Raw genomic sequence first — 20,755 nt, 5'->3', positions numbered from 1 at the left:
ATTATTAATGGACAATTTTTGTTATATCTAAATCCTGTATTAGCACTTACTTTGTTAAACAAATACCAGCCTATTTGTTTTAAAAAGCTTGTTTTATAGAAGCTGATAAAATCTTAGGTATGTATTTTGTGTAATTGCTGTAATATCAAGATTATGTTGAAAGGTTTTTTTAATATACCAGTTCCCGTTAACGAGCCTGTTTTGCAATACGCAAAAGGTAGTAAAGAGCGTGATTTGCTTAAAGCCGCTTTAGAAAACGTGTATGCCACAACACTTGACATCCCGATGTTTGTTGGTGCAGAGGAAGTTAAAACTGGCGAAACAGGAAGTGTTCGTCTTCCTCATGCACACAAAAAAGTTATTGCTCATTTTTATAAAGGAAATAAAAGTCATGTAGAAAAAGCAATTTCTGAAGCATTAAAAGCGAAAGAAAATTGGGAAAACACAGCTTGGGAGCATAGGGCAGCTATATTTTTAAAAGCTGCAGATTTAATTGCTGGTAAATATAGATACGATTTAAACGCAGCTACTATGGCTGGGCAATCTAAAAATGCTTATCAGGCAGAAATAGATTCGGCTTGCGAGTTGATAGATTTTTTACGTTTCAACGTAAAATATATGACAGAAATTTATCAACAACAGCCACCAGTTTCTCCTTCAGGTAGTTGGAATAGGGTAGAACAACGTCCTATAGAAGGATTTGTATTTGCTTTAACGCCATTTAATTTTACGGCTATAGCCGGAAATTTACCTGCATCAGTAGCGTTAATGGGGAATGTAGTGGTGTGGAAACCTGCCGATACGCAAATTTATGCTGCTCAGTTAATCATGCGTATTTTCTTAGAAGCAGGTTTGCCAGCAGGTGTTATCAATTTAATTTATGGCGATGGACCAAGCATAGGAGAAGTTATTTTTAAACATCCAGATTTTGCAGGGATACATTTTACAGGATCAACCAAAGTTTTTCAAGAAATATGGAAAACCATTGGTCAAAATATTCATCTCTATAAAACCTACCCGCGTATTGTAGGAGAGACAGGAGGAAAAGATTTTATTCTGGTTCATGCTAGTGCTGATGTTAAAGCAGCATCAACAGCTATTGCTAGGGGAGCGTTTGAGTATCAAGGGCAGAAATGTTCAGCAGCTTCAAGAGTTTATGTCTCTAAATCAGTTTGGCCAGCGTTAAAAGATCTATTGTTGAAAGATGTAGCTAGTTTTAAAATGGGTCCGGTAGAAGATTTTAGCAATTTCATTAATGCAGTTATTGATGAAAAATCTTTTGATAAACTAGCCAAAGCTATAGATGATGCAAAGAAAGCCGAAGTTGTAGAAATTATTGCGGGTGGCCAATACGATAAAGCTGTAGGATACTTTATAGAACCTACCATTTTGCTCACTCAAGATCCTCATTATACCAGCATGAGCGAGGAGTTATTTGGTCCAGTGTTAACCATTTATGTTTTTGATGATGAGCAGTTTGATGAAACTTTAGACTTGATAGATCAAACATCAGCTTATGCGTTAACAGGTGCTATTTTAGCTAATGACAGATATGTGATAGAAAAGGCAGCTTACAAATTAAGAAATGCGGCAGGTAACTTCTACATCAACGATAAGTGTACAGGTGCAGTAGTAGGGCAGCAGCCTTTTGGCGGAGCGAGAGCTTCTGGTACCAATGATAAAGCCGGCTCGATGATAAATTTATTGAGATGGGTTTCCCCAAGAACAATCAAAGAAACTTTTAATCCGCCTACGGATTATAGATATCCATTTATGGAGTAAAGAATTCATTGTTTAAGTGAATATGTTTAGGTTTAAGTTTAGCTGTCCCCATAATGGAGACAGCTTTTTTTATGGATAAAAAATTCTATTTTTGATACTATCAAATGATACTATCAATGAAGCTTCTAGTGATATAAAGTTAAGTTTAAGAGGCTTTTACCAATCTTCTTATCATGATAATTGATTAGATTTTCATACCCTTTTAGTCAAGGAAAATAAAATTTTATTTGACGAGTTCTTAATTAATCGTAATATTGCAATATATAGATATGGGAGTTACAAAGACAGAAATATTTACAGAGGAGCAAAACCAATTGGCTACATTATTAAAAGCCTTGGCGCATCCGGCCCGTATTGCCATTTTACAGCGTATGATGGTAGCCAATACTTGTATCTGCGGAGATTTGGTGGGCGAGTTAGGCTTAGCTCAAGCTACCATATCTCAACATTTAAAAGAATTAAAAAATGCAGGATTGATACAAGGCACTATAGAAGGTGTAAGCGTTTGCTATTGTATTCATCCAGAAAACTGGAAAAAATTAGAACAACACTTAAACGGGTTTTTAAAAGAATTTAAAGGTCCTGTAAGTTGTTGCTAAAATGAATTAATCATACTATTATGAATGTTTCAGAAATAATTACGTTGAAAGAATTTAGGGCTGCTTTGGTAGCGCATCCCTTATTAGATTTACAATTTCAATATGCAGAGGATAAATGGGTTTCGCCCTCTTATCACATCACAGAATTAAAACATGCACCTATCACTTCTGTTGATTGTGGTGGCGTGGTAAACCAATGGACAGAAATTATCATCCAGCTTTGGGAGCCAGAAAATCAGCAACAGCTTAAATCTATGAAAGTTAGAAAAGCGATTTCGATTATAGAATTGGTAGAAAAATCTTTAGCTATTGAGCCTAATGCGGTTGTAAAAGTAGAATTTGGTAATCAAGAATATGATACCAGACAGCTATTGCCAAAAGCGTTTATCGCAGATGAAGAGAATTTCATCATCGATTTAAGACCCGATGTTACCCAATGTAAAGCTATTGAAAGAGGTGGAAGTTGCGGTACCACACCGGCTGGAGAAGAATGTTGTACACCATCGGCTCAAAAGCCAAAAATTCAATTAAAAAACTTAGTTACACAAGAAGGTAGCAGCTGCGAACTTGGTTCTGGATGCTGTTAATCATCAATAATTTAAAATCTGATAGATGAATATTTTAGTTTTATGTACCGGCAATAGTTGTAGAAGCCAAATTGCTGAAGGTTATTTAAAGCATTTTGCACAAAACCATGCAAATATTTACAGTGCTGGGATAGAAACACATGGTGTAAACCCAAGGGCAATTGCTACCATGCAAGAAGATGGTATAGACATTTCTAAGCATACTTCTAACCATGTTGATGAATACACTAGCATAGATTTTGATTATATGATAACCGTTTGTGATCATGCTAAAGAAAACTGCCCGTATTTTCCAACTCAGGCTCAGAAATTTCATTATAATTTCCCTGATCCAGCTAAAGCACAAGGTACAGAAGAGGAAATTATGGCTCAGTTTAGAGAAGTGAGGGAGATGATTAAAAACTACGCACAAAACTTTGTAAACACCCACGTTAAAAAAGATTAATATGTCGGCAAATAACTGTGCTCCGGCGGTAGAGCGAAAAAAGTTAGGCTTTCTAGATCGTAATTTAACCTTATGGATTTTTATGGCCATGATATTGGGCGTGGCTCTGGGTTATTTTCTTCCGTCGTCTTCTGCTTTTATCAATTCTTTTTCTAGTGGAACAACCAATATCCCATTAGCCATAGGTTTAATTTTGATGATGTATCCGCCGCTAGCAAAAGTAAAATATGAAAACATGGGCGAGGTATTTAAAAATACCAAAGTGTTAAGCGCTTCGCTTATTCTAAATTGGGTTATTGGCCCTGTTTTGATGTTTATTTTGGCTATTACTTTTTTAGCTAATTACCCCGAGTATATGGTGGGCTTAATTTTAATTGGTCTGGCCCGATGTATCGCGATGGTAGTGGTTTGGAATGAACTTGCCGAAGGAAACCGAGAGTATGCTGCTGGTTTAATTGCCTTAAACAGTATTTTTCAAGTGCTTTTGTACAGTGTGTATGCTTATCTTTTTATAACCGTTTTGCCTCCCTATTTTGGCTTAAGCAGTTTAGCTGTTGATATTACCATGAGTCAAATTGCCGAAAGTGTTTTCATTTACTTAGGTATTCCCTTCTTGATGGGTATTATAAGCAGATATGGCCTGATAAAATTAAAAGGCGAAACTTGGTTTCAAGAAAAATTTGTTCCTTTTATATCACCCATTACCTTAATTGCCTTACTTTTTACCATTGTGGTGATGTTTAGCCTAAAAGGTAAATTGATGATACAAATACCTCTAGATGTGGTTAGAATTGCCATCCCCTTACTCATTTACTTTGTGGTGATGTTTATCCTGAGTTTTTACATAGGAAAATATTTTGGCGCCGATTATTCAAAATCAACATCTATAGCTTTTACAGCCACCGGAAATAATTTTGAACTGGCTATAGCCGTTGCCATTGGTGTTTTTGGTATTAACTCTGGGCAGGCTTTCGCCGGAGTAATTGGTCCTTTAGTAGAAGTACCCGCTTTAATAGCTTTGGTAAATTTAGCTTTTTGGTTTAGAAGAAAGTATTATCCGAATATGGATTGAATAAGAAAATACACAGGTTATCAAAACCCATAAAATAATGCAAAACCAAATTGCATTTTACATGTTGACTCTAAATGTCCAAAACCTTGAGGTTAATTTTAGGAGATCAACTCAATTGTCGACATCTTTGGTTTGCTGATAAGCAAAAGGATGTTACCTATGTGATGATGGAAATTATGCCAGAACAATTATATGTGAAACATCATATCCAAAAAATTGTCGGTTTTTTCCTTAATATGAGGCATTTTGCACTGAGTCTTAAACAACAAGGGCATCATGTAATTTACTTTTATCTAGATAGCGCAGAAAATCAACAAGATTTTAGAGCAAACTTAATCTGGCTTAAGCAAAAGCTAAACATCAAGAAATTTGAGTATCAATTACCAGATGAATTAAGGCTAGATGAAACTTTAAAAGAAATCCAAAAGGAATTTAAAGAAAGTAAAGTCTATGATACCCATCACTTTCTAACTTCAAGAAATGAAGTAAAAGACTTTTTCAAGGGGAAAAAGCAATACCTCATGGAAAACTTCTACAGGTATATGCGTAAAAAGCATCATCTATTGGTGGATAGCCAACTTAACCCAACAGGTGGTCAATGGAATTTTGATGCTGATAATAGAAAAAAATATGATGGAAAAGTGCCTTTGAAAGAACCTTTAATTTTTAAAAGGGATGTTACCGAGTTGGTAAACTTACTTGAAAAAATGCAGGTTCCTTATATGGGCGAAATCAATAAAAAAGAATTTGATTACCCGGTTGGTAGGCAAGAAGCTTTTGCGCTGTTAGACTACTTTTGCCAAGAACTTTTACCCGCTTTTGGTACTTATGAAGACGCCATGCTGAAAGAGCATGTAACACTATTTCATTCCCGATTATCTTTTGTACTCAACTTAAAAATCATTAGTCCCAATGAAATTATACAGCAAGTTATAAAATATTGGGAGCATCATCAAAACAGCATTACCATTGCCCAAGTAGAAGGGTTTACCAGGCAAGTGATAGGTTGGCGAGAGTATATGCGTGGAATTTACTGGGCAGAAATGCCTGGCTTTAAAGAAAAAAATTTCTTCAACTACAATGCTCCTTTGCCAGATTGGTTTTGGGATGGAAAAGTGAAAATGCACTGCCTAAAGCACTGTATAGCTAATTCTTTAGAAAATGCTTACGCACATCATATACAGCGCTTAATGGTGATTGGAAATTTTACCTTGTTGGCAGGTATCCATCCAACAGAAGTTGATAATTGGTTTTTAGGCGTTTACACAGATGCCATAGAATGGGTGCAAATTACCAATACCAGAGGTATGAGTCAATTTGCAGATGGAGGCATTGTTGGAAGTAAACCTTATGTTTCATCTGCCAACTATATTGATAAAATGAGTAATTATTGTAAAAATTGTTTTTATGATAAGACCAAAAGATATGGAAATAAGGCATGCCCATTCAATAGTTTGTATTGGAACTTTTATATAGAACAAGAAGATAAATTAAAAAATAATCAGCGGGTTTCTATGATGTATAAACTCTTAGAAAAAATGGAACCTACGGAGAAAGAAAAAATTTCAGAACAAGCAAAAAAATATTTGGAAAATCTAAACAGCTTGTAAATTTGTATTTGTTTAAACAAATTTAACATTAGCTTGTTACTGCAATAACTCTAAAGCAGAAGTAGCTATAAAACAGGTAAGGTGAAAAGATTTTCTATTAGTGATATTGAGAACTTAACTGGTATAAAAGCCCATACCATTAGGGTGTGGGAACAACGTTATAATTTCTTCACGCCAAAACGTACGGAAACCAACATCCGTTATTATGATGATCAGGATTTGTGCATGTTCCTTAACATCGCAACATTAAATGAAAACGGGTATAAAATCAGTAAGATTTCTCAAATGAATAGTGAAGAAATCAATCAACTGGTTGCCTCACTCAAAGAAAATCATTACAATACCAATATTCAGGTTCAAATGCTTTCAAATGCCATGTTAAAAATGGATGATGAAGAGTTTGATGAAATTTTAAGTACTTGTATCAGAGAAATGGGAATGGAAACGGCTGTAGCCGAAATCGTTTTCCCTTTTTTAAGAAAAGTAGGTTTTATGTGGCAAGTTGGTACCATTAACCCAGCACACGAGCACTTTGCTACGCACAAAATAGAGCAAAAAATCATTTATTGTACCACACAATTCAATAAAAAAATTAATAAACAAGGTAAAAGATATTTACTCTTTTTACCACCTAATGAACATCACCAGGTAGGCTTGTTGTTTGCACAATATATGCTAAGAAGTAATGGTCACCATGTTTTATATTTAGGTCAAAATCTCCCTTATGAAAGCTTAGCCGAGGTTGTAAATTATTATGAGCCTGATTTTGTATTATCCGTATTAACAGTTTTAAATACCGATACGGATGTTGATGATGCAGTCTCTAAAATTAAAAATGCCATTGGCCAAACCCCCTTAATTCTTACAGGGAGTTTAATTACCAGTCAAGAGACTAATAAAGAAGAGAAAATCATCATCGTGAAAAATATAGGAGAGTTTGCAAGTATCATAGAAAAGTTAAATATGAGCATAGCTTCTTAAATTCAAATAATTATTTGAATATTTAAGCCTTTTAAATTAGTGGTTTACAAACCTATTTTTTACTTTTGCCCCTTATAAAGAATTAGTTTTTGATGGATAGTTTTTCATACCTAAGTAACGCAGATTCTGCCTATATAGATTCCCTTTATCAATCATATAAAGAAGATCCGCAATCAGTAGATTTTGGCTGGCAGAAATTTTTCGAAGGATTTGATTTTGGCCAACAGGCAGTAGACGGAAACAGTACCGAAAATGTATCTGTAAATTCCACTCCAGATCATGTATTAAAGGAAATTAATGTTTTGAACATGATTAATGGCTATCGTACCAGAGGCCATTTGTTTACCAAAACCAACCCTGTAAGAGAAAGAAGAAAATATTATCCTGGTAAGGGTATAGAAACTTTTGGTTTTACCGATGCTGATTTAGACACCGTATTTAATGCAGGTGTTGAAGTTGGTTTAGGTCCTGCTAAACTGAGAGATATTTATCAACTATTAGAAGATACTTATTGCCAATCTATCGGTGTTGAGTATAGATACATGCGTAATCCTATCAAATTTAAATGGTTTGAAGAGCGTATGGAATCTAGTCGTAACCTGCCAAATTTTGATACCGAGAAGAAAAAGAGAATTCTACAAAAGCTTAACCAAGCTGTAGTTTTTGAGAGCTTCTTAGGAACAAAATTCTTAGGTCAGAAACGTTTTTCTTTAGAAGGAGCAGAATCTTTAATACCTGCTTTAGACTCGGTTATAGAGAAAGGAGCAGAGTTAGGTATCCAAGAATTTGTTATTGGTATGGCCCACCGTGGTCGTTTAAATGTTTTAGCCAATATCATGGGTAAAACATATAAAGATATTTTCTCTGAGTTTGATGGTAAATACAATAAAGATTTACCTTTTGGCGGTGATGTTAAATACCACATGGGCTTTTCTACTGATGTAGAAACCTCTAACAATAATAAAGTTCATTTAAGTCTATGCCCTAACCCTTCTCACTTAGAAACCGTGGGTGCTATTGTAGAAGGTTTATCAAGATCTAAAATGGATATGAAATACGGTAGCGATTATAAGAAAATTGCTCCTATCTTAATTCATGGTGATGCCTCTGTAGCCGGTCAAGGTTTGGTTTATGAGGTTTTACAAATGGCAAAGTTAGATGCTTATAAAACAGGTGGTACCATCCATTTGGTTATCAATAACCAAGTAGGTTTTACTACTAACTTTAAAGATGCTCGTTCATCAACTTACTGTACAGATATTGCAAAAGTTACTTTATCGCCAGTTTTCCACGTAAATGGTGATGATCCTGAAGCAGTAGTGTATGCCATCAACATGGCTATGGAATATCGTCAGCGTTTTCATAACGATGTATTTATAGATATTTTATGCTACAGAAGATATGGACATAACGAGTCTGATGAACCTAGATTCACACAGCCACTTCTTTATAAAACCATAGAAAAACATCCAAACCCAAGAGAGATTTATCTTGAAAAACTTAAAGCTTCTGGTGCTGTTGATGCCAATTTGGCAAAACAAATGGATAAAGAATTCAGAGATCTTTTACAAGAAAGATTAAATGAATCTAAAGAAGATGAAGGTGCACCAATAAACCCAGTTTTCTCTGGTGCATGGACAGAAGTAAGGTTCTCTAAAGAAGAAGATTTTGCATCATCTCCAGATACCAGCGTAGATAAAGATACTTTCTTAAAAATAGCTTCTAAAATTACCGACTTACCAACAGATAAGAAATTCTTATCTAAAGTAGATCGTTTATTTAAAGATCGCAAGAAAATGGTTAACGAAACCCATGTTTTTGATTGGGCAATGGGTGAGTTGATGGCTTATGGAACTTTAGTTAACGAAGGTAACCGAGTAAGAATAAGCGGTCAGGATGTTGAAAGAGGTACATTCTCTCACCGTCATGCGGTAGTTAAAGTAGAAGATTCTGAAGAAGAATACACTCCTTTAACACAAGTATCAGAAAAGCAAGCTCCTTTTGAGATTTATAACTCTCACCTTTCAGAATACGGTGTATTAGGTTTTGAGTATGGTTACGCCATGGCAAATCCTTATGCTTTAACTATTTGGGAAGCACAATTTGGTGATTTCTTCAACGGAGCTCAAATTGTTGTAGACCAATACATATCATCAGCAGAAACCAAATGGCAAAGAGCTAATGGTTTGGTGATGTTATTGCCACATGGCTACGAGGGACAAGGTCCAGAACACTCTTCTGCAAGGGTTGAGCGCTTTTTAGAACTTTGTGCAGAGTATAATATGAGCGTTGTGAATTGTACAACACCAGCTCAATTTTTCCATGTATTACGTCGCCAGTTAAAAAGAGAAATTCGTAAGCCTTTAGTTGTATTTACACCTAAGAGCTTGTTGAGATTCCCTAAATGCGTTTCTCCTTTAGAAGATTTTACCAATAATAAATTCCAAGAGGTTATTGATGATGCCTCAGCGAAAGCGAAAGAAGTTAAACGTGTGTTAATATGTACTGGTAAAATTTTCTACGACTTACAAGAGGAGAAAGAAAAGTTAAATAGAAAAGACATTGCTATTGTAAGATTAGAGCAAATGTATCCTACTCCTTTTGCACAGTTAGACAAAATTAGAGAGAAATATAGCAATGCTGAGTTTATCTGGGTACAAGAAGAACCAGAAAATATGGGTGCTTGGCCATTTATCAGTAGAGTGTTTAGAAAATCTAAATTTGATTTTGATGTAATTTCTAGAAAACCAAGCAGCAGCCCTGCAACAGGTTTCGCAAAATTACACTTAGCAGAGCAAGCTGCCATAGTAGCTAAAGCTTTCGAGATAAAAAATACAGAGCAAGTTAAAGAAGTAGTAAAAAAAGCGTCAACCGCTAAAACTGCTAAAGTAGATTAATCATATATCAAATATATAATAGCGTATTTATGAGCTTAGAAATTAAAGTGCCTGCAGTAGGCGAGTCTATAACTGAAGTGATCCTTTCCAGATGGATCAAATCTGATGGAGATCATGTAGAAATGGATGAAGTTATTGCAGAACTGGAATCAGATAAAGCTACATTTGAGCTTACTGCAGAGGGTGCAGGAGTATTAAAAACTATTGCTAAAGAGGGTGATACATTAGAAATTGGAGCTTTAGTTTGCAAAATAGAAGGTTCAACTTCTGCTCCGGCGAAAGAAGAAACTTCTGAGGCAACTTCTAAAGAAGAAGCAGCTCCAGCAGCTGCACCAGCTTCTACTGGTAGCGGTGTTGTAGAAGTAAAAGTTCCGGCAGTTGGAGAGTCAATCGCAGAAGTTACTTTAACCAAATGGTTAAAAGCTGATGGTGATGAAGTGGCTATGGATGAGGTGATTGCAGAATTAGAATCTGATAAAGCAACATTTGAATTACCTGCAGAAAGTGCTGGTATCTTAAAAACGATAGCTAAAGAAGGTGATGTATTAGAGATTGGAGCCTTAGTTGCATCCATTAGTGGTTCGGCAGGTGTTTCTGCAAAGACGGTTTCTTCTGCTCCGGCAACAGCACCAGCAGCAAGCTCGGCTAAAGCAGAAGGCAGTTCATATGCAGATAAAACACCTTCTCCGGCAGCTGCAAAGATTTTAGCAGAAAAAGGTATCAGCCCTAGCGCAGTAAGTGGAACTGGCGTAGGAGGTAGAATCACAAAAGAAGATGCTAATAACGCTCAAGCAGCTAAGCCAGCAAGTGCTCCAGCAAAAGCTGCGGTTAGCCAGCCAAGTGCAACCGCTGTTAGTGGCGATAGAGTAGAACGTCGTGAGAAAATGAGTTCGCTAAGAAAAACTATTGCTAAACGTTTAGTTTCAGTTAAAAATGAAACCGCTATGTTAACTACTTTTAACGAAGTTAATATGGCGCCGGTAATGGAGCTTAGGAAAAAATATAAAGACCAGTTTAAAGAGAAACATGGCGTTGGCTTAGGCTTTATGTCTTTCTTTACTAAAGCAGTTACAGAAGCCTTAAAAGATTTCCCTGCGGTTGGGGCTAAAATAGATGGTGATGAAATTGTTTACAGTGATTTTGCTGATGTTTCTATCGCTGTTTCTGCGCCTAAGGGATTGGTTGTACCCATCATTAGAAATGCAGATAAAATGTCTTTAGCTCAGATAGAGAAAGAAGTTATCAGCTTAGCTACAAAAGCAAGAGAGAACAAGCTTACTATCGAGGAAATGACAGGTGGCAACTTTACCATCACCAATGGTGGTATTTTTGGTTCTATGTTATCTACTCCTATTATTAATGCGCCACAATCGGCAATATTAGGTATGCACAATATTGTAGAAAGACCAGTTGCAGAAAACGGACAAGTAGTGATCAGACCAATTATGTATGTAGCATTGTCTTATGACCATCGTATTATTGATGGACGCGAGTCTGTAGGTTTCTTAGTGAGAGTTAAACAACTTTTAGAAGATCCAGCAAGATTATTATTAGGCGTTTAAGCCTCTTTCATAAATTAAAGAAACCTCTGGAGATAATTCCAGAGGTTTTCTTTTTTAATGAGCAAATTTATGAGTATCAAAAAATATTTAATCATTTCTGTTCTAATCTTAAGCTCTTTAAGTGGGTTTGCACAGCAATTAGAGACTAATTTTAATTTCCATGGCTTTGCCGATAATAGAGAATATGCGAAATCTGGGCGTTTATCTCAAACGATATTTGGTGCTCGTTTCTCGCCTGAAATTGGTGTTTTATTAGATAGCGTACATCGTTTAAGAGTTGGGGTTAATTTACTTCATGAATTTGGTTCCTCAGAATTTATAGAAAAAGCTAACCCGGTTATCTATTATCAATACCAAAAAAAAGCTTGGGATTTTTATTTAGGAGCATTCCCAAGAGTAAATTTATTAGATGATTATCCCCGCATTCTTTTAAATGATACTTTAAATTACTTCAGACCAAACATAGAAGGGATGTTGGTGAAATACGAAACAGCAAAGTTTAAGCAAAACATTTGGATAGATTGGACAAGTAAGCAAACTAACCAAAGCAGAGAGGCTTTCCTTTTTGGCTTTTCTGGGATGTATAAGCCTGGGAAATTTTTTGTTTCGCACTACGCTTATATGTTTCATAATGCTTTTTCTAAAATGCCACCAGCCGACCAATATTTGCAAGATAACGGAGCTGTTTTAGTACAATTGGGTTTAGATTTAGGGAAACCTTTATTTCTTGATTCTATAACTGTTTCTGCTGGGATTATGGTATCTATAGAAAGAACAAGAGGCTTAACAGGTATAGAAACCCCTACAGGTTTCATCAGTCATGTATATGCCGCTTATAAAAAGTTTGATGTACACAATGCTTTATACATTGGCGAGGGGCATTTCTTAATAAATGGCGATAAATTTTATACTTCTGATGTTTACAATCGTTTGGATATTGGCTTTACGCCTTTTAAGTTCAAGAATATTCAAGGTAAATTTATATGCTCTTTACATTTTGTTGATGGCATCATTGATAGCCAACAAGCATTTTCTTTACGTTATAATCTGTTTAACACGAGAACTTTAAAGAAATAGAGATAAAAAAAGAGCTTTAAGATCATCCTAAAGCTCTTTTTTTGAGTTTTATGTTTATTAAAATCTTTCAGAAGCGTTAAAGAAGAAATTACCTTCAATTAAAGCGTTATCATCAGAATCAGAACCATGTACCGCATTAGCATCGATAGATTTTGCGTATTTGTTACGGATAGTTCCTGGCTCTGCTTTAGTTGGGTCTGTAGCGCCAATTAATTTTCTAAAATCTTCTACAGCATTATCTTTTTCAAGGATAGCAGCCACAATTGGTCCAGAAGACATAAAATCAACTAAATCTTTGTAGAAAGGACGCTCTTTATGGATTTCATAAAATTTACCAGCAAGCTCTTCGCTCAAACGGGTATATTTTAAGGCAATAATTTTAAATCCGGCAGATGTAATATCATTCAAAATAGCACCAATATGTCCGTTTGCAACGGCATCGGGCTTAATCATTGTAAAAGTTCTGTTAGTAGCCATATTTGTTTTTGAATTTGACCGCAAAAATACGTTTAAAATCTTAATGTAAAAGCTATAGCTCTTTAATTTGTTGGTAATTATGTAACTTCGCAATTATTAGATTTTTGGATGATTGATATAACCGCTATTAAAGCGCTGCTTGCTGAGCCCAGACGAATTGTAATTACTACTCACCATAAACCAGACGGAGATGCCATGGGTTCTTCATTAGGTTTATACAACTATTTGATCCAAAAAGGACACTTTGTTAAAGTTGTTTCTCCAACAGATTATCCTTACTTTTTACAATGGCTGCCTAATAATCCAGAAGTTATCATTTTTACAGATAAGCAAGAAGAGAGTAAGAAATTAGTTGCCGAAGCAGAACTTATATTTTGTTTAGATTTTAATGCTTTATCTCGTATCAATGAGCTAGGGGATGAGGTAAGAAAATCATCAGCCATTAAAATCATGATAGATCATCACTTAGAGCCAGAAGGTTTTGATGATTATCGTTATTGGAATATTGGTGCTTGTGCTACCGCTCAGTTGGTTTATGATTTTATTGTGAATGAGTTGGATGGGAAGCAATACATCAATAAAGACGTAGCTACTTGTTTGTATACCGGTATCATGACAGATTCTGGATCATTTAGATTCCCTACTGTAACAGCTGGCTTACACCGTATTGTAGCAGATTTGATTGATGCAGGTGCTGAAAACTGGAGAATTCATCAACAAGTATATGATAACGCTACAGAAGGGCGTTTAAAATTCTTGGGTTATTGTTTAAGTAATAAATTAGAAGTTTTTAGAGAATATAATACAGCTTTAATTAGTGTCTCTAAAAGTGATATTGCCAAATTTGATATTCAAACAGGCGAAACAGAAGGAATTGTTAATTATGCTTTATCTATAAACGGAATAAAATTAGCGGCATTTATTGTAGAAAGAACAGATAGGGTAAAACTATCTTTACGCTCTACCGGAGATTTTCCGGCAAATGAAATTTGTAAAAAGTATTTTGATGGCGGAGGGCATAGAAATGCTGCAGGTGGCCATTCTGAAGAAAGCTTGGAGCAGGTAGTACAAAAATTTAAAAGTATATTACCCGAATATCAAAAGCTATTGCTACTATAAGAAACATAAGTTTATATTTGGCAGCAATTTTTGATATATTGAATCATTAAAAAAACAGATAAACGATTATAAAATAGTAAAGGGCAAAAAAATGCCTTATTAAACAAAATTAAATTAATGAAAAAAGGATTATTGATTTTAAGTATAGCGGCGTTAGGATTCGCAGCTTGTAACGGTGGATTTAAGAAAGGTGCATCAGGCTTACTTTATAAAGTTCATGAAGATGTTGAAGGAGATTCAATCAAAGAAGGAGATTTTATCAGCTTAAATATTATTGCAAAAACCGATGGCGACTCTGTTTTATACAATTCTTATGAAATGGATAGAGCATCTCAAACTTTTGTACCAAAACCTATGTATGATGGTGATTTATTTACTGCTATCATGCAATTAACCAAAGGCGATAGCGCTACCATTAAAGTAGATATTGATTCAGCCGAGAAAAAAGGTCAGCCAAGACCACAAGGTATCAAAGGAAAATACATCATCTACACCGTAAAAATTGAAGATGTAATTAAAAAGGATACTACGAAAGAGCAAGAGTTCCAATCTAAAATTGAGGCTTTCTTTAAAGCAGAAGGTGATAGAGCTAAAAAAGCAGAAGCACCTAAATTAGAGAAATACATTAAAGATAACAGCTTAAAAGCCCAGAAATACCCTTCAGGTTTACAAGTAGCTACCTTAACAGAAGGTACTGGTGTACAACCAAAACCAGGTGACAGCGTAATGGTAAACTATACGGGTAAGTTAGTTTCAGGTAAAGTGTTTGATACTAGCTTGCCAGAAGTTGCTAAAAAGAACAACATTTACAACCCAGCAAGAGAACCTTACACTACTTTAAACTTAGTTATTGGTCAAGGTAATGTGATACCGGGCTTTGATGAAGGTGTCTTAAAAATGAAAAAAGGCGGTAAATCAGTTTTATTGATTCCTTCTTCATTAGCTTATGGAGAGCAAGGCATGCAAGGTGGCATGATTGGTCCATTTACTCCTTTAGTGTTTGAAATAGAACTGGTTAACGTTGTGCCGGGTAAAGGTGTAGCAACGCCAGTTTCGCCGGAAGCTCCGAAAAAATAAAAACAAAAAACCCTTTCTAATTTTAGAAAGGGTTTTTTGTTATGTTCCTTTTTAAAAGATAAAGAAAGAACTTTTTAGAAATGATATTGACAGATACCCATACTCATATTTATTATGAGCAGGATATAGATAAAAGAAAGCAGTTGATAGATAACTGTTTTCTTAACCATGTGAGCAGGTTGTTTTTACCTAATGTAGATCATGAATCTGTTCCCATGGTTTTTGATTTATGTAAGCAGTATCCAGCCCACTGTTTCCCTATGTTGGGCTTGCATCCTTGCGATGTTAAAATTGGTTTTGAGGATGAATTAAGTAAAATAAAATCTTATCTACATGATGCAAAAATTTATGCTATTGGTGAAATAGGGATAGATTTATATTGGGATAAAACCACGCTTAGCTTACAACAAGAAGCATTTAAACAGCAAATTCAATGGGCTAAAGATTTAGATTTACCTATTGTTATTCACTGTCGTGAAGCGTTTGATGAGGTGTTAGCCATACTTCACGAAATGAAAGATGATAAGCTAAGAGGAATATTCCATTGTTTTAGCGGAAATTTAGAACAAGCCAGAGAAGTCATCTCCTTAGGGTTTTTCTTAGGGATAGGCGGGGTTGTAACCTACAAAAAGTCTGGTTTAGATGCAGTAGTAGAGCAAATAAATCTAAAACATATCGTTTTAGAAACGGATGCACCCTATCTGGCTCCAGTACCTTTTAGAGGAAAGCCTAATGAGAGTGCTTACCTTATTCATGTTGCCCAAAAAGTGGCAGATTTACATCAAATTCCTTTAAAAGAGCTTGCAGAAATTACAACGGCTAATTCCATAGAAATCTTTGGTGTATAAGAACTATTTCTTTTTCTTTGTAACTCATAAAGTTCAAAATTAAAATTAACCTGATGACCAAAATTTTTGTCATATATACCGGCGGTACCATTGGTATGATAACCGATCCGGCAACAGGCGCTCTCAAGCCATTTACTTTTGAACAAATTATAGAGAATGTTCCCGAGTTAAAAAGAATGGATTATCAATTAACCGTCCACTCTTTTAATCCTATCATAGACTCTTCTGATATGACGCCCGAAATTTGGGCATTTCTAGCCAAATTAATTGAAGATAATTATGATGATCATGATGGTTTCTTAATTCTTCATGGTTCTGATACGATGGCGTTTTCGGCATCAGCTTTAAGCTTTATGCTAGAAGGTCTAACCAAGCCAGTTATTTTTACGGGCTCGCAACTTCCTATATCTGAAGTAAGAACAGATGCTAAGGAGAACTTTATCACCGCCTTAGAAATTGCATCAGCAAAACTACCTGATGGGAAAGCCCGGGTTCCAGAAGTGTGTATCTATTTCGAGAATAAACTTTTTAGAGGTAATAGAACCTTCAAATATAACTCTGCCAAATTTGAAGCTTTTAGATCACCCAATTATCCTGTTTTAGTAGAAGCTGGCGTACATATTAAATATAATGATGCAGCCATAGGGAAATGCGAAAACTGTATCTTAAAAGTACATTCTAATGTAAACAATAATATAGGGGTGTTAAAATTATATCCAGGCATAAGTCCTCAAATTGTAGATGCCGTTCTAAACTCTGATGCAGAAGCTATCATTATGGAGAGTTTTGGGGCAGGTAACACCACAACAGCAAAATGGTTTTTAGATAGGTTAGACCATGCTATTAAAAACGGAAAAATTATCTTAGATATTTCGCAATGTAAAGTAGGCTCAGTAGAAATGGGGCGCTATGAAACAAGTAGCGAGTTATTGAAAATGGGTGTTGTTAATGGTTATGACATGACTTTTGAAGCTGCCGTAACAAAACTCATGTATTTATTAGGTAGAAACTATCCTAAAGACCGTTTATTGCGTAGACTTCGTACGTCTATAAGAGGCGAATTAACGCAATATTAACATGCGATCGTATTTTTAATCAACCTTCTTGACTACCACCATCATGTGGTTTCTTACACTATCTTATTAAAATGATCTCCAAATAACATGGTATTATATGTTAATTGGAGATATTCTTTTGCCAATCTGCCATACATATCTGGATTTTATTTATTCGATATTTGAATAAAGGGGGTTTAATAGAAGTTAACCTAAATAGCTTGTTAACACTATCCCCAAATAATAAACCAAAAACCATTACTTTTTTTACTATGCAAGTTAAATCATGGAAGATTAGACACAACCGTTTTTCTATGCTATAAAGCTTAATCGGTACACAATTAAAGAATCATCAGAAAAAACCAATTAACCAATCTATAAATCAATAAAATGAAAAAAAGAGTACTACTAGACTTTTTCCAAAAGTTAATTTTTAAAAGAAGGTTAGTGCTATGCTTGTTGGTAATACCTTTAATGGTAGCCAGTGCTTACGCACAAACGATTAGTGTATCTGGGGTTATCAAAGATGAAGGTGGATTACCTTTACCCGGCGTAGCAGTGACAATTAAAGGAACTACCTCAGGCACCATGACCAATGAAAATGGCCAGTTTAAATTAAATGCACCAGGAAATGGAGTTTTGCAATTAAAATATCTGGGTTTTCTTTCTCAAGAGGTTGCTGTAAATAACCGAACAAGTATTAATGTAACTTTAAAAGAAGACATTAGCAGGTTAGATGAAGTAATAGTAATTGGTTATGGAACGGCTCCAAAAAGAGATAATGCTGGGGCAATAAGTTCTGTAAGCCAAAAGACTATTGAAGAACGTGTTCCTGTAAATATTTTTGATGCTTTACAAGGTGCTGCTGCAGGTGTGCGTGTAGCTGCTGATTCTGGTGCTCCTGGAGATGAAGCTCAAATATCAATTAGAGGGGTTTCTACTATTTCAGCAGATGGAGGAAGACCACTTTATGTTGTTGATGGTGTTCAGGTAGATAATATTAATGGTATAAGTCCTAACGATATTAAATCTATTGAGATTTTAAAGGATGCTGCTTCAACTTCTATTTATGGTGCTAGAGCTGCCAATGGGGTTATCTTAATTACAACAAAAAGAGGAGAAGAGGGTAAACCAAGAGTTCAATTAAATTATATTCAGAGCTACAGTAACTTAGCGCATAAATTACCTCAAGCAAATCGTTTAGAAAGAGAAGGCTTTGAGCAAAGTAACTTACCAACTCGTTTTGGGTTATATCCTATTTTTGATGATTCTACAGCTTACAGAAGAAACAATGATTGGGATTATCAAGATTTAATAACCCAAACAGGTGTAAGACGTCAGGTAGATTTTAGTGTTAGTGGTGGGCAAAAAGGGCTAACATATTACACGGGTGTTCAGTATCTTGATGATGAAGGAATTATTCTTTCTTCTTACAATAAGAGATTTAATTTGAGAACCAATGTAGATTACAATATCTCTCCAAAAGCAACACTTGCTACCAGAATAACATTTGGATACCAAAACATAAATAGAGTTAATGACGGTAGAGTTTTATCTCAAGCTGCTCAAAGACCAGCTTCTCAAGCACTTTATCTGCCAGACGGAACGCCTATTTATGATAATGGGGGGCGTAAAAATCCTATCGAAGAGGCAAGATTAAGAAAAGATTTAGATGGTTTATATACAGGTATAATTTATCAATCTTTTGAGTATAAATTAAGCAAACCATTAATGTTCCACCTCGATGGTTCGGCTTCTTTAAACTTAGATCGAAATAGAAACTCCGTTTCTGGATTATTAGAAAATACAGGCATTGGTACAGCTTCTGAATCTAATGAAACTATTAGAAGACTTCAAGCAAATGCTTATTTTTCTTATAATAAAACAATAAATAATGATCATACCATCACAGGTACTTTAGGTGCGAACTTAGATGAATCTCGACTAAACTCTATCCGCATAAATGGTAGTGGATTTATTACCGAAAGTATTGAAACATTAAATGCTTTAGAAGATTTAAGTCCTGCTGGTACCAATACTGGGGCAACGCAAAATGCACTTTTAGGTTTTTTCGCAAGAGCCGGATATAATTATAAAGGCAGATACATCTTAAATGCTACGATAAGAAGAGATGGGTCTTCAAGATTTGGTGCGGATAATAGATGGGCTTATTTTCCATCAACTTCTTTTGCTTGGAGGATAAGTGATGAAAAGTTTATGTCATGGTCTAAGAAGTTTTTAACAGATGCGAAATTCAGGGCAACTTGGGGTATAACAGGTAATGAAAACATAGGTAATTTTGCCTCCAGAAATCAATATGTATTTGGCGAATATTTTTATAATGGCGTAAGTGGTGTTGTTGTAAGTGAGAGATTAGGTAATAGCGGTTTGAGATGGGAACAACAGGAACAAGCTGATGTTGGTTTAGACTTAACCTTATTTGGAGGTAGATTAGCTGTATCAACTTCTTATTATACCAAAACAACAAAAGATCTTTTATCAAATCAACCTCTTCCAAGAGAGATTGGTTTTCCAGACAATGCAACTATAAACAGCGGTTCGATTAGAAATAGAGGGGTGGAAGTTGAAATTTCAGGCTATCCTATTAGAAATACAACTAAAAATTTTATCTGGCAATCTAATGTTAATTTAGGGTTCAACAGGAATGACATAACAGACTTACCTGGTGATGAATATATCCTTAATAATATCTTTTTAGTGAGAGAAGGTGAAGAGGCAGGAAGATTCTTTGGATATAAAGCTTTAGGTGTTTATGCTTATGATGAATCTAACGCTTATACCCCAGATTATACTACAAGATTAATCCCGCAATTTCAAAGAGATGCTGACGGGAATATATTTACAGATAAAAATTTAAGACCAGTATTAACTGGCTATGTTCTTCCTGATGGCACTCCGTACACAGGACCAGTCAGCCAATTGAGTGTAGATGGTACTATTTCAAAAGGAGGCGATGTAATATGGGAGAATCTTCCAGATGCTAATGGAAATTATAACAATACCATAAGTATTGAAGATAGACAAGTGCTTGGCTCAGGTATACCTAAACTAACTGTAGGATTTCAAAACAGCTTAAGCTACAAGAAGTTTACGTTCTCTTTCTTTTTATTTGGAAGCTTTGGAAACCAAATTTACAATGAGTTAAATAGAGGAAATGCTCAGTTTAGTTCAACAAACGTAACTCCTTTCCCATATATCATCAGAAACTTATGGAAATATCCTGGGCAAATAACGGATGTTTATAGTAGAGATAGAACAGCCAATAATTCTCGTCCTGGCAATAGCTACTTCTTAGAAGATGGATCTTTTATCCGTTTGCAAACTGTAAGACTTTCTTATCAGATGCCGGATAAAATTGCTAAAAGAGCCTTTATGAAAAACCTAAGCTTATATGCTTATAGCAATAATTTAGCTACATGGACAAGTTACTCAGGATTTGATCCAGAGGTTAATCAAAGAAATGTTTTAGAACCGGGAAGAGATGTTGGAAGATATCCAAGAAGACGTGAATTTGGTCTTGGTCTTAATGCTAGTTTTTAAATATTA

16 protein-coding genes are annotated in these 20,755 nt (G+C 35.2%); 15 read left to right on the top strand and 1 reads right to left on the bottom strand.

All coding sequences use genetic code 11. The features are described from left to right. The first annotated feature begins 153 nt into the window (after window positions 1–153). The 10 genes from pruA (at window position 154) to B2745_RS03755 (ending at window position 12,612) form a co-directional block, all read left to right on the top strand. A complete protein-coding gene (pruA, locus tag B2745_RS03800) occupies window positions 154–1,782 on the top strand; it encodes an L-glutamate gamma-semialdehyde dehydrogenase (protein WP_304063889.1) in 1,629 nt (542 codons plus the stop codon). Window positions 1,783–2,051: 269 nt separating this feature from the next. Then, window positions 2,052–2,381 (top strand): ArsR/SmtB family transcription factor, encoded by a 330-nt coding sequence (locus B2745_RS03795; protein ID WP_304063886.1) that lies wholly within the window; start codon window positions 2,052–2,054, stop codon window positions 2,379–2,381. Window positions 2,382–2,401: 20 nt separating this feature from the next. Continuing rightward, window positions 2,402–2,968, top strand: a complete 567-nt coding sequence (locus B2745_RS03790) for a DUF6428 family protein (protein WP_304063883.1) — start codon at window positions 2,402–2,404, stop codon at window positions 2,966–2,968. A gap of 25 nt (window positions 2,969–2,993) precedes the next feature. Further along, a complete protein-coding gene (locus tag B2745_RS03785; RefSeq protein WP_304063880.1) occupies window positions 2,994–3,413 on the top strand; it encodes an arsenate reductase ArsC in 420 nt (139 codons plus the stop codon). A 1-nt stretch (window position 3,414) separates the two neighbouring features. Further along, entirely contained in the window at window positions 3,415–4,485 is a 1,071-nt protein-coding gene (gene arsB / locus B2745_RS03780; protein WP_304063877.1) for an ACR3 family arsenite efflux transporter, read from the top strand. 86 nt (window positions 4,486–4,571) lie between these two features. Next, window positions 4,572–6,095, top strand: coding sequence for a cryptochrome/photolyase family protein (locus B2745_RS03775; protein WP_304063874.1), 1,524 nt, complete (start codon window positions 4,572–4,574; stop codon window positions 6,093–6,095). Window positions 6,096–6,176: 81 nt separating this feature from the next. Then, a complete protein-coding gene (locus B2745_RS03770; RefSeq protein ID WP_304063872.1) occupies window positions 6,177–7,076 on the top strand; it encodes a MerR family transcriptional regulator in 900 nt (299 codons plus the stop codon). Window positions 7,077–7,168: 92 nt separating this feature from the next. After that, window positions 7,169–9,973 (top strand): 2-oxoglutarate dehydrogenase E1 component, encoded by a 2,805-nt coding sequence (locus B2745_RS03765; protein ID WP_304063871.1) that lies wholly within the window; start codon window positions 7,169–7,171, stop codon window positions 9,971–9,973. 29 nt (window positions 9,974–10,002) lie between these two features. Then, on the top strand, window positions 10,003–11,535 hold the full coding sequence (odhB, locus tag B2745_RS03760; protein ID WP_304063869.1) for a 2-oxoglutarate dehydrogenase complex dihydrolipoyllysine-residue succinyltransferase: 1,533 nt from the start codon (window positions 10,003–10,005) through the stop codon (window positions 11,533–11,535). A 69-nt stretch (window positions 11,536–11,604) separates the two neighbouring features. Continuing rightward, the gene (locus tag B2745_RS03755) at window positions 11,605–12,612 is read left to right on the top strand and encodes a hypothetical protein (protein ID WP_304063867.1); all 1,008 of its coding nucleotides are present in this window, start codon (window positions 11,605–11,607) and stop codon (window positions 12,610–12,612) included. Window positions 12,613–12,669: 57 nt separating this feature from the next. On the opposite strand, the gene B2745_RS03750 is transcribed toward B2745_RS03755, so the two are convergent. Further along, window positions 12,670–13,089, bottom strand: a complete 420-nt coding sequence (locus B2745_RS03750; protein WP_149074960.1) for a nucleoside-diphosphate kinase — start codon at window positions 13,087–13,089, stop codon at window positions 12,670–12,672. A 108-nt stretch (window positions 13,090–13,197) separates the two neighbouring features. Between B2745_RS03750 and B2745_RS03745 the strand changes: the two genes are divergently transcribed. From B2745_RS03745 to B2745_RS03725, 5 genes are all read left to right on the top strand, one after another. Then, a complete protein-coding gene (locus B2745_RS03745; RefSeq protein ID WP_304063866.1) occupies window positions 13,198–14,208 on the top strand; it encodes a DHH family phosphoesterase in 1,011 nt (336 codons plus the stop codon). Window positions 14,209–14,325: 117 nt separating this feature from the next. Further along, complete coding sequence (locus tag B2745_RS03740; RefSeq protein WP_304063865.1) at window positions 14,326–15,285, top strand: FKBP-type peptidyl-prolyl cis-trans isomerase; 960 nt, start codon at window positions 14,326–14,328, stop codon at window positions 15,283–15,285. An 80-nt stretch (window positions 15,286–15,365) separates the two neighbouring features. Continuing rightward, window positions 15,366–16,133 (top strand): TatD family hydrolase, encoded by a 768-nt coding sequence (locus B2745_RS03735; RefSeq protein WP_304063864.1) that lies wholly within the window; start codon window positions 15,366–15,368, stop codon window positions 16,131–16,133. A 53-nt stretch (window positions 16,134–16,186) separates the two neighbouring features. Continuing rightward, a complete protein-coding gene (locus B2745_RS03730) occupies window positions 16,187–17,209 on the top strand; it encodes an asparaginase (protein ID WP_026904121.1) in 1,023 nt (340 codons plus the stop codon). A gap of 369 nt (window positions 17,210–17,578) precedes the next feature. Then, window positions 17,579–20,749 carry a SusC/RagA family TonB-linked outer membrane protein gene (locus B2745_RS03725; RefSeq protein ID WP_304063862.1) on the top strand — a complete coding sequence of 1,057 codons (3,171 nt, stop codon included), beginning with the start codon at window positions 17,579–17,581 and terminating at the stop codon, window positions 20,747–20,749. Window positions 20,750–20,755 lie beyond the last annotated feature (6 nt).

Origin of the sequence: Pedobacter glucosidilyticus (genome assembly GCF_002483235.1) — a bacterium.
In the GTDB taxonomy this organism is placed as follows: Bacteria; Bacteroidota; Bacteroidia; order Sphingobacteriales; family Sphingobacteriaceae; genus Pseudopedobacter; species Pseudopedobacter glucosidilyticum_B.
The sequence above is the reverse complement of the archived record's forward strand: the minus strand, read 5'-3'. Positions and strand labels throughout refer to the sequence as shown.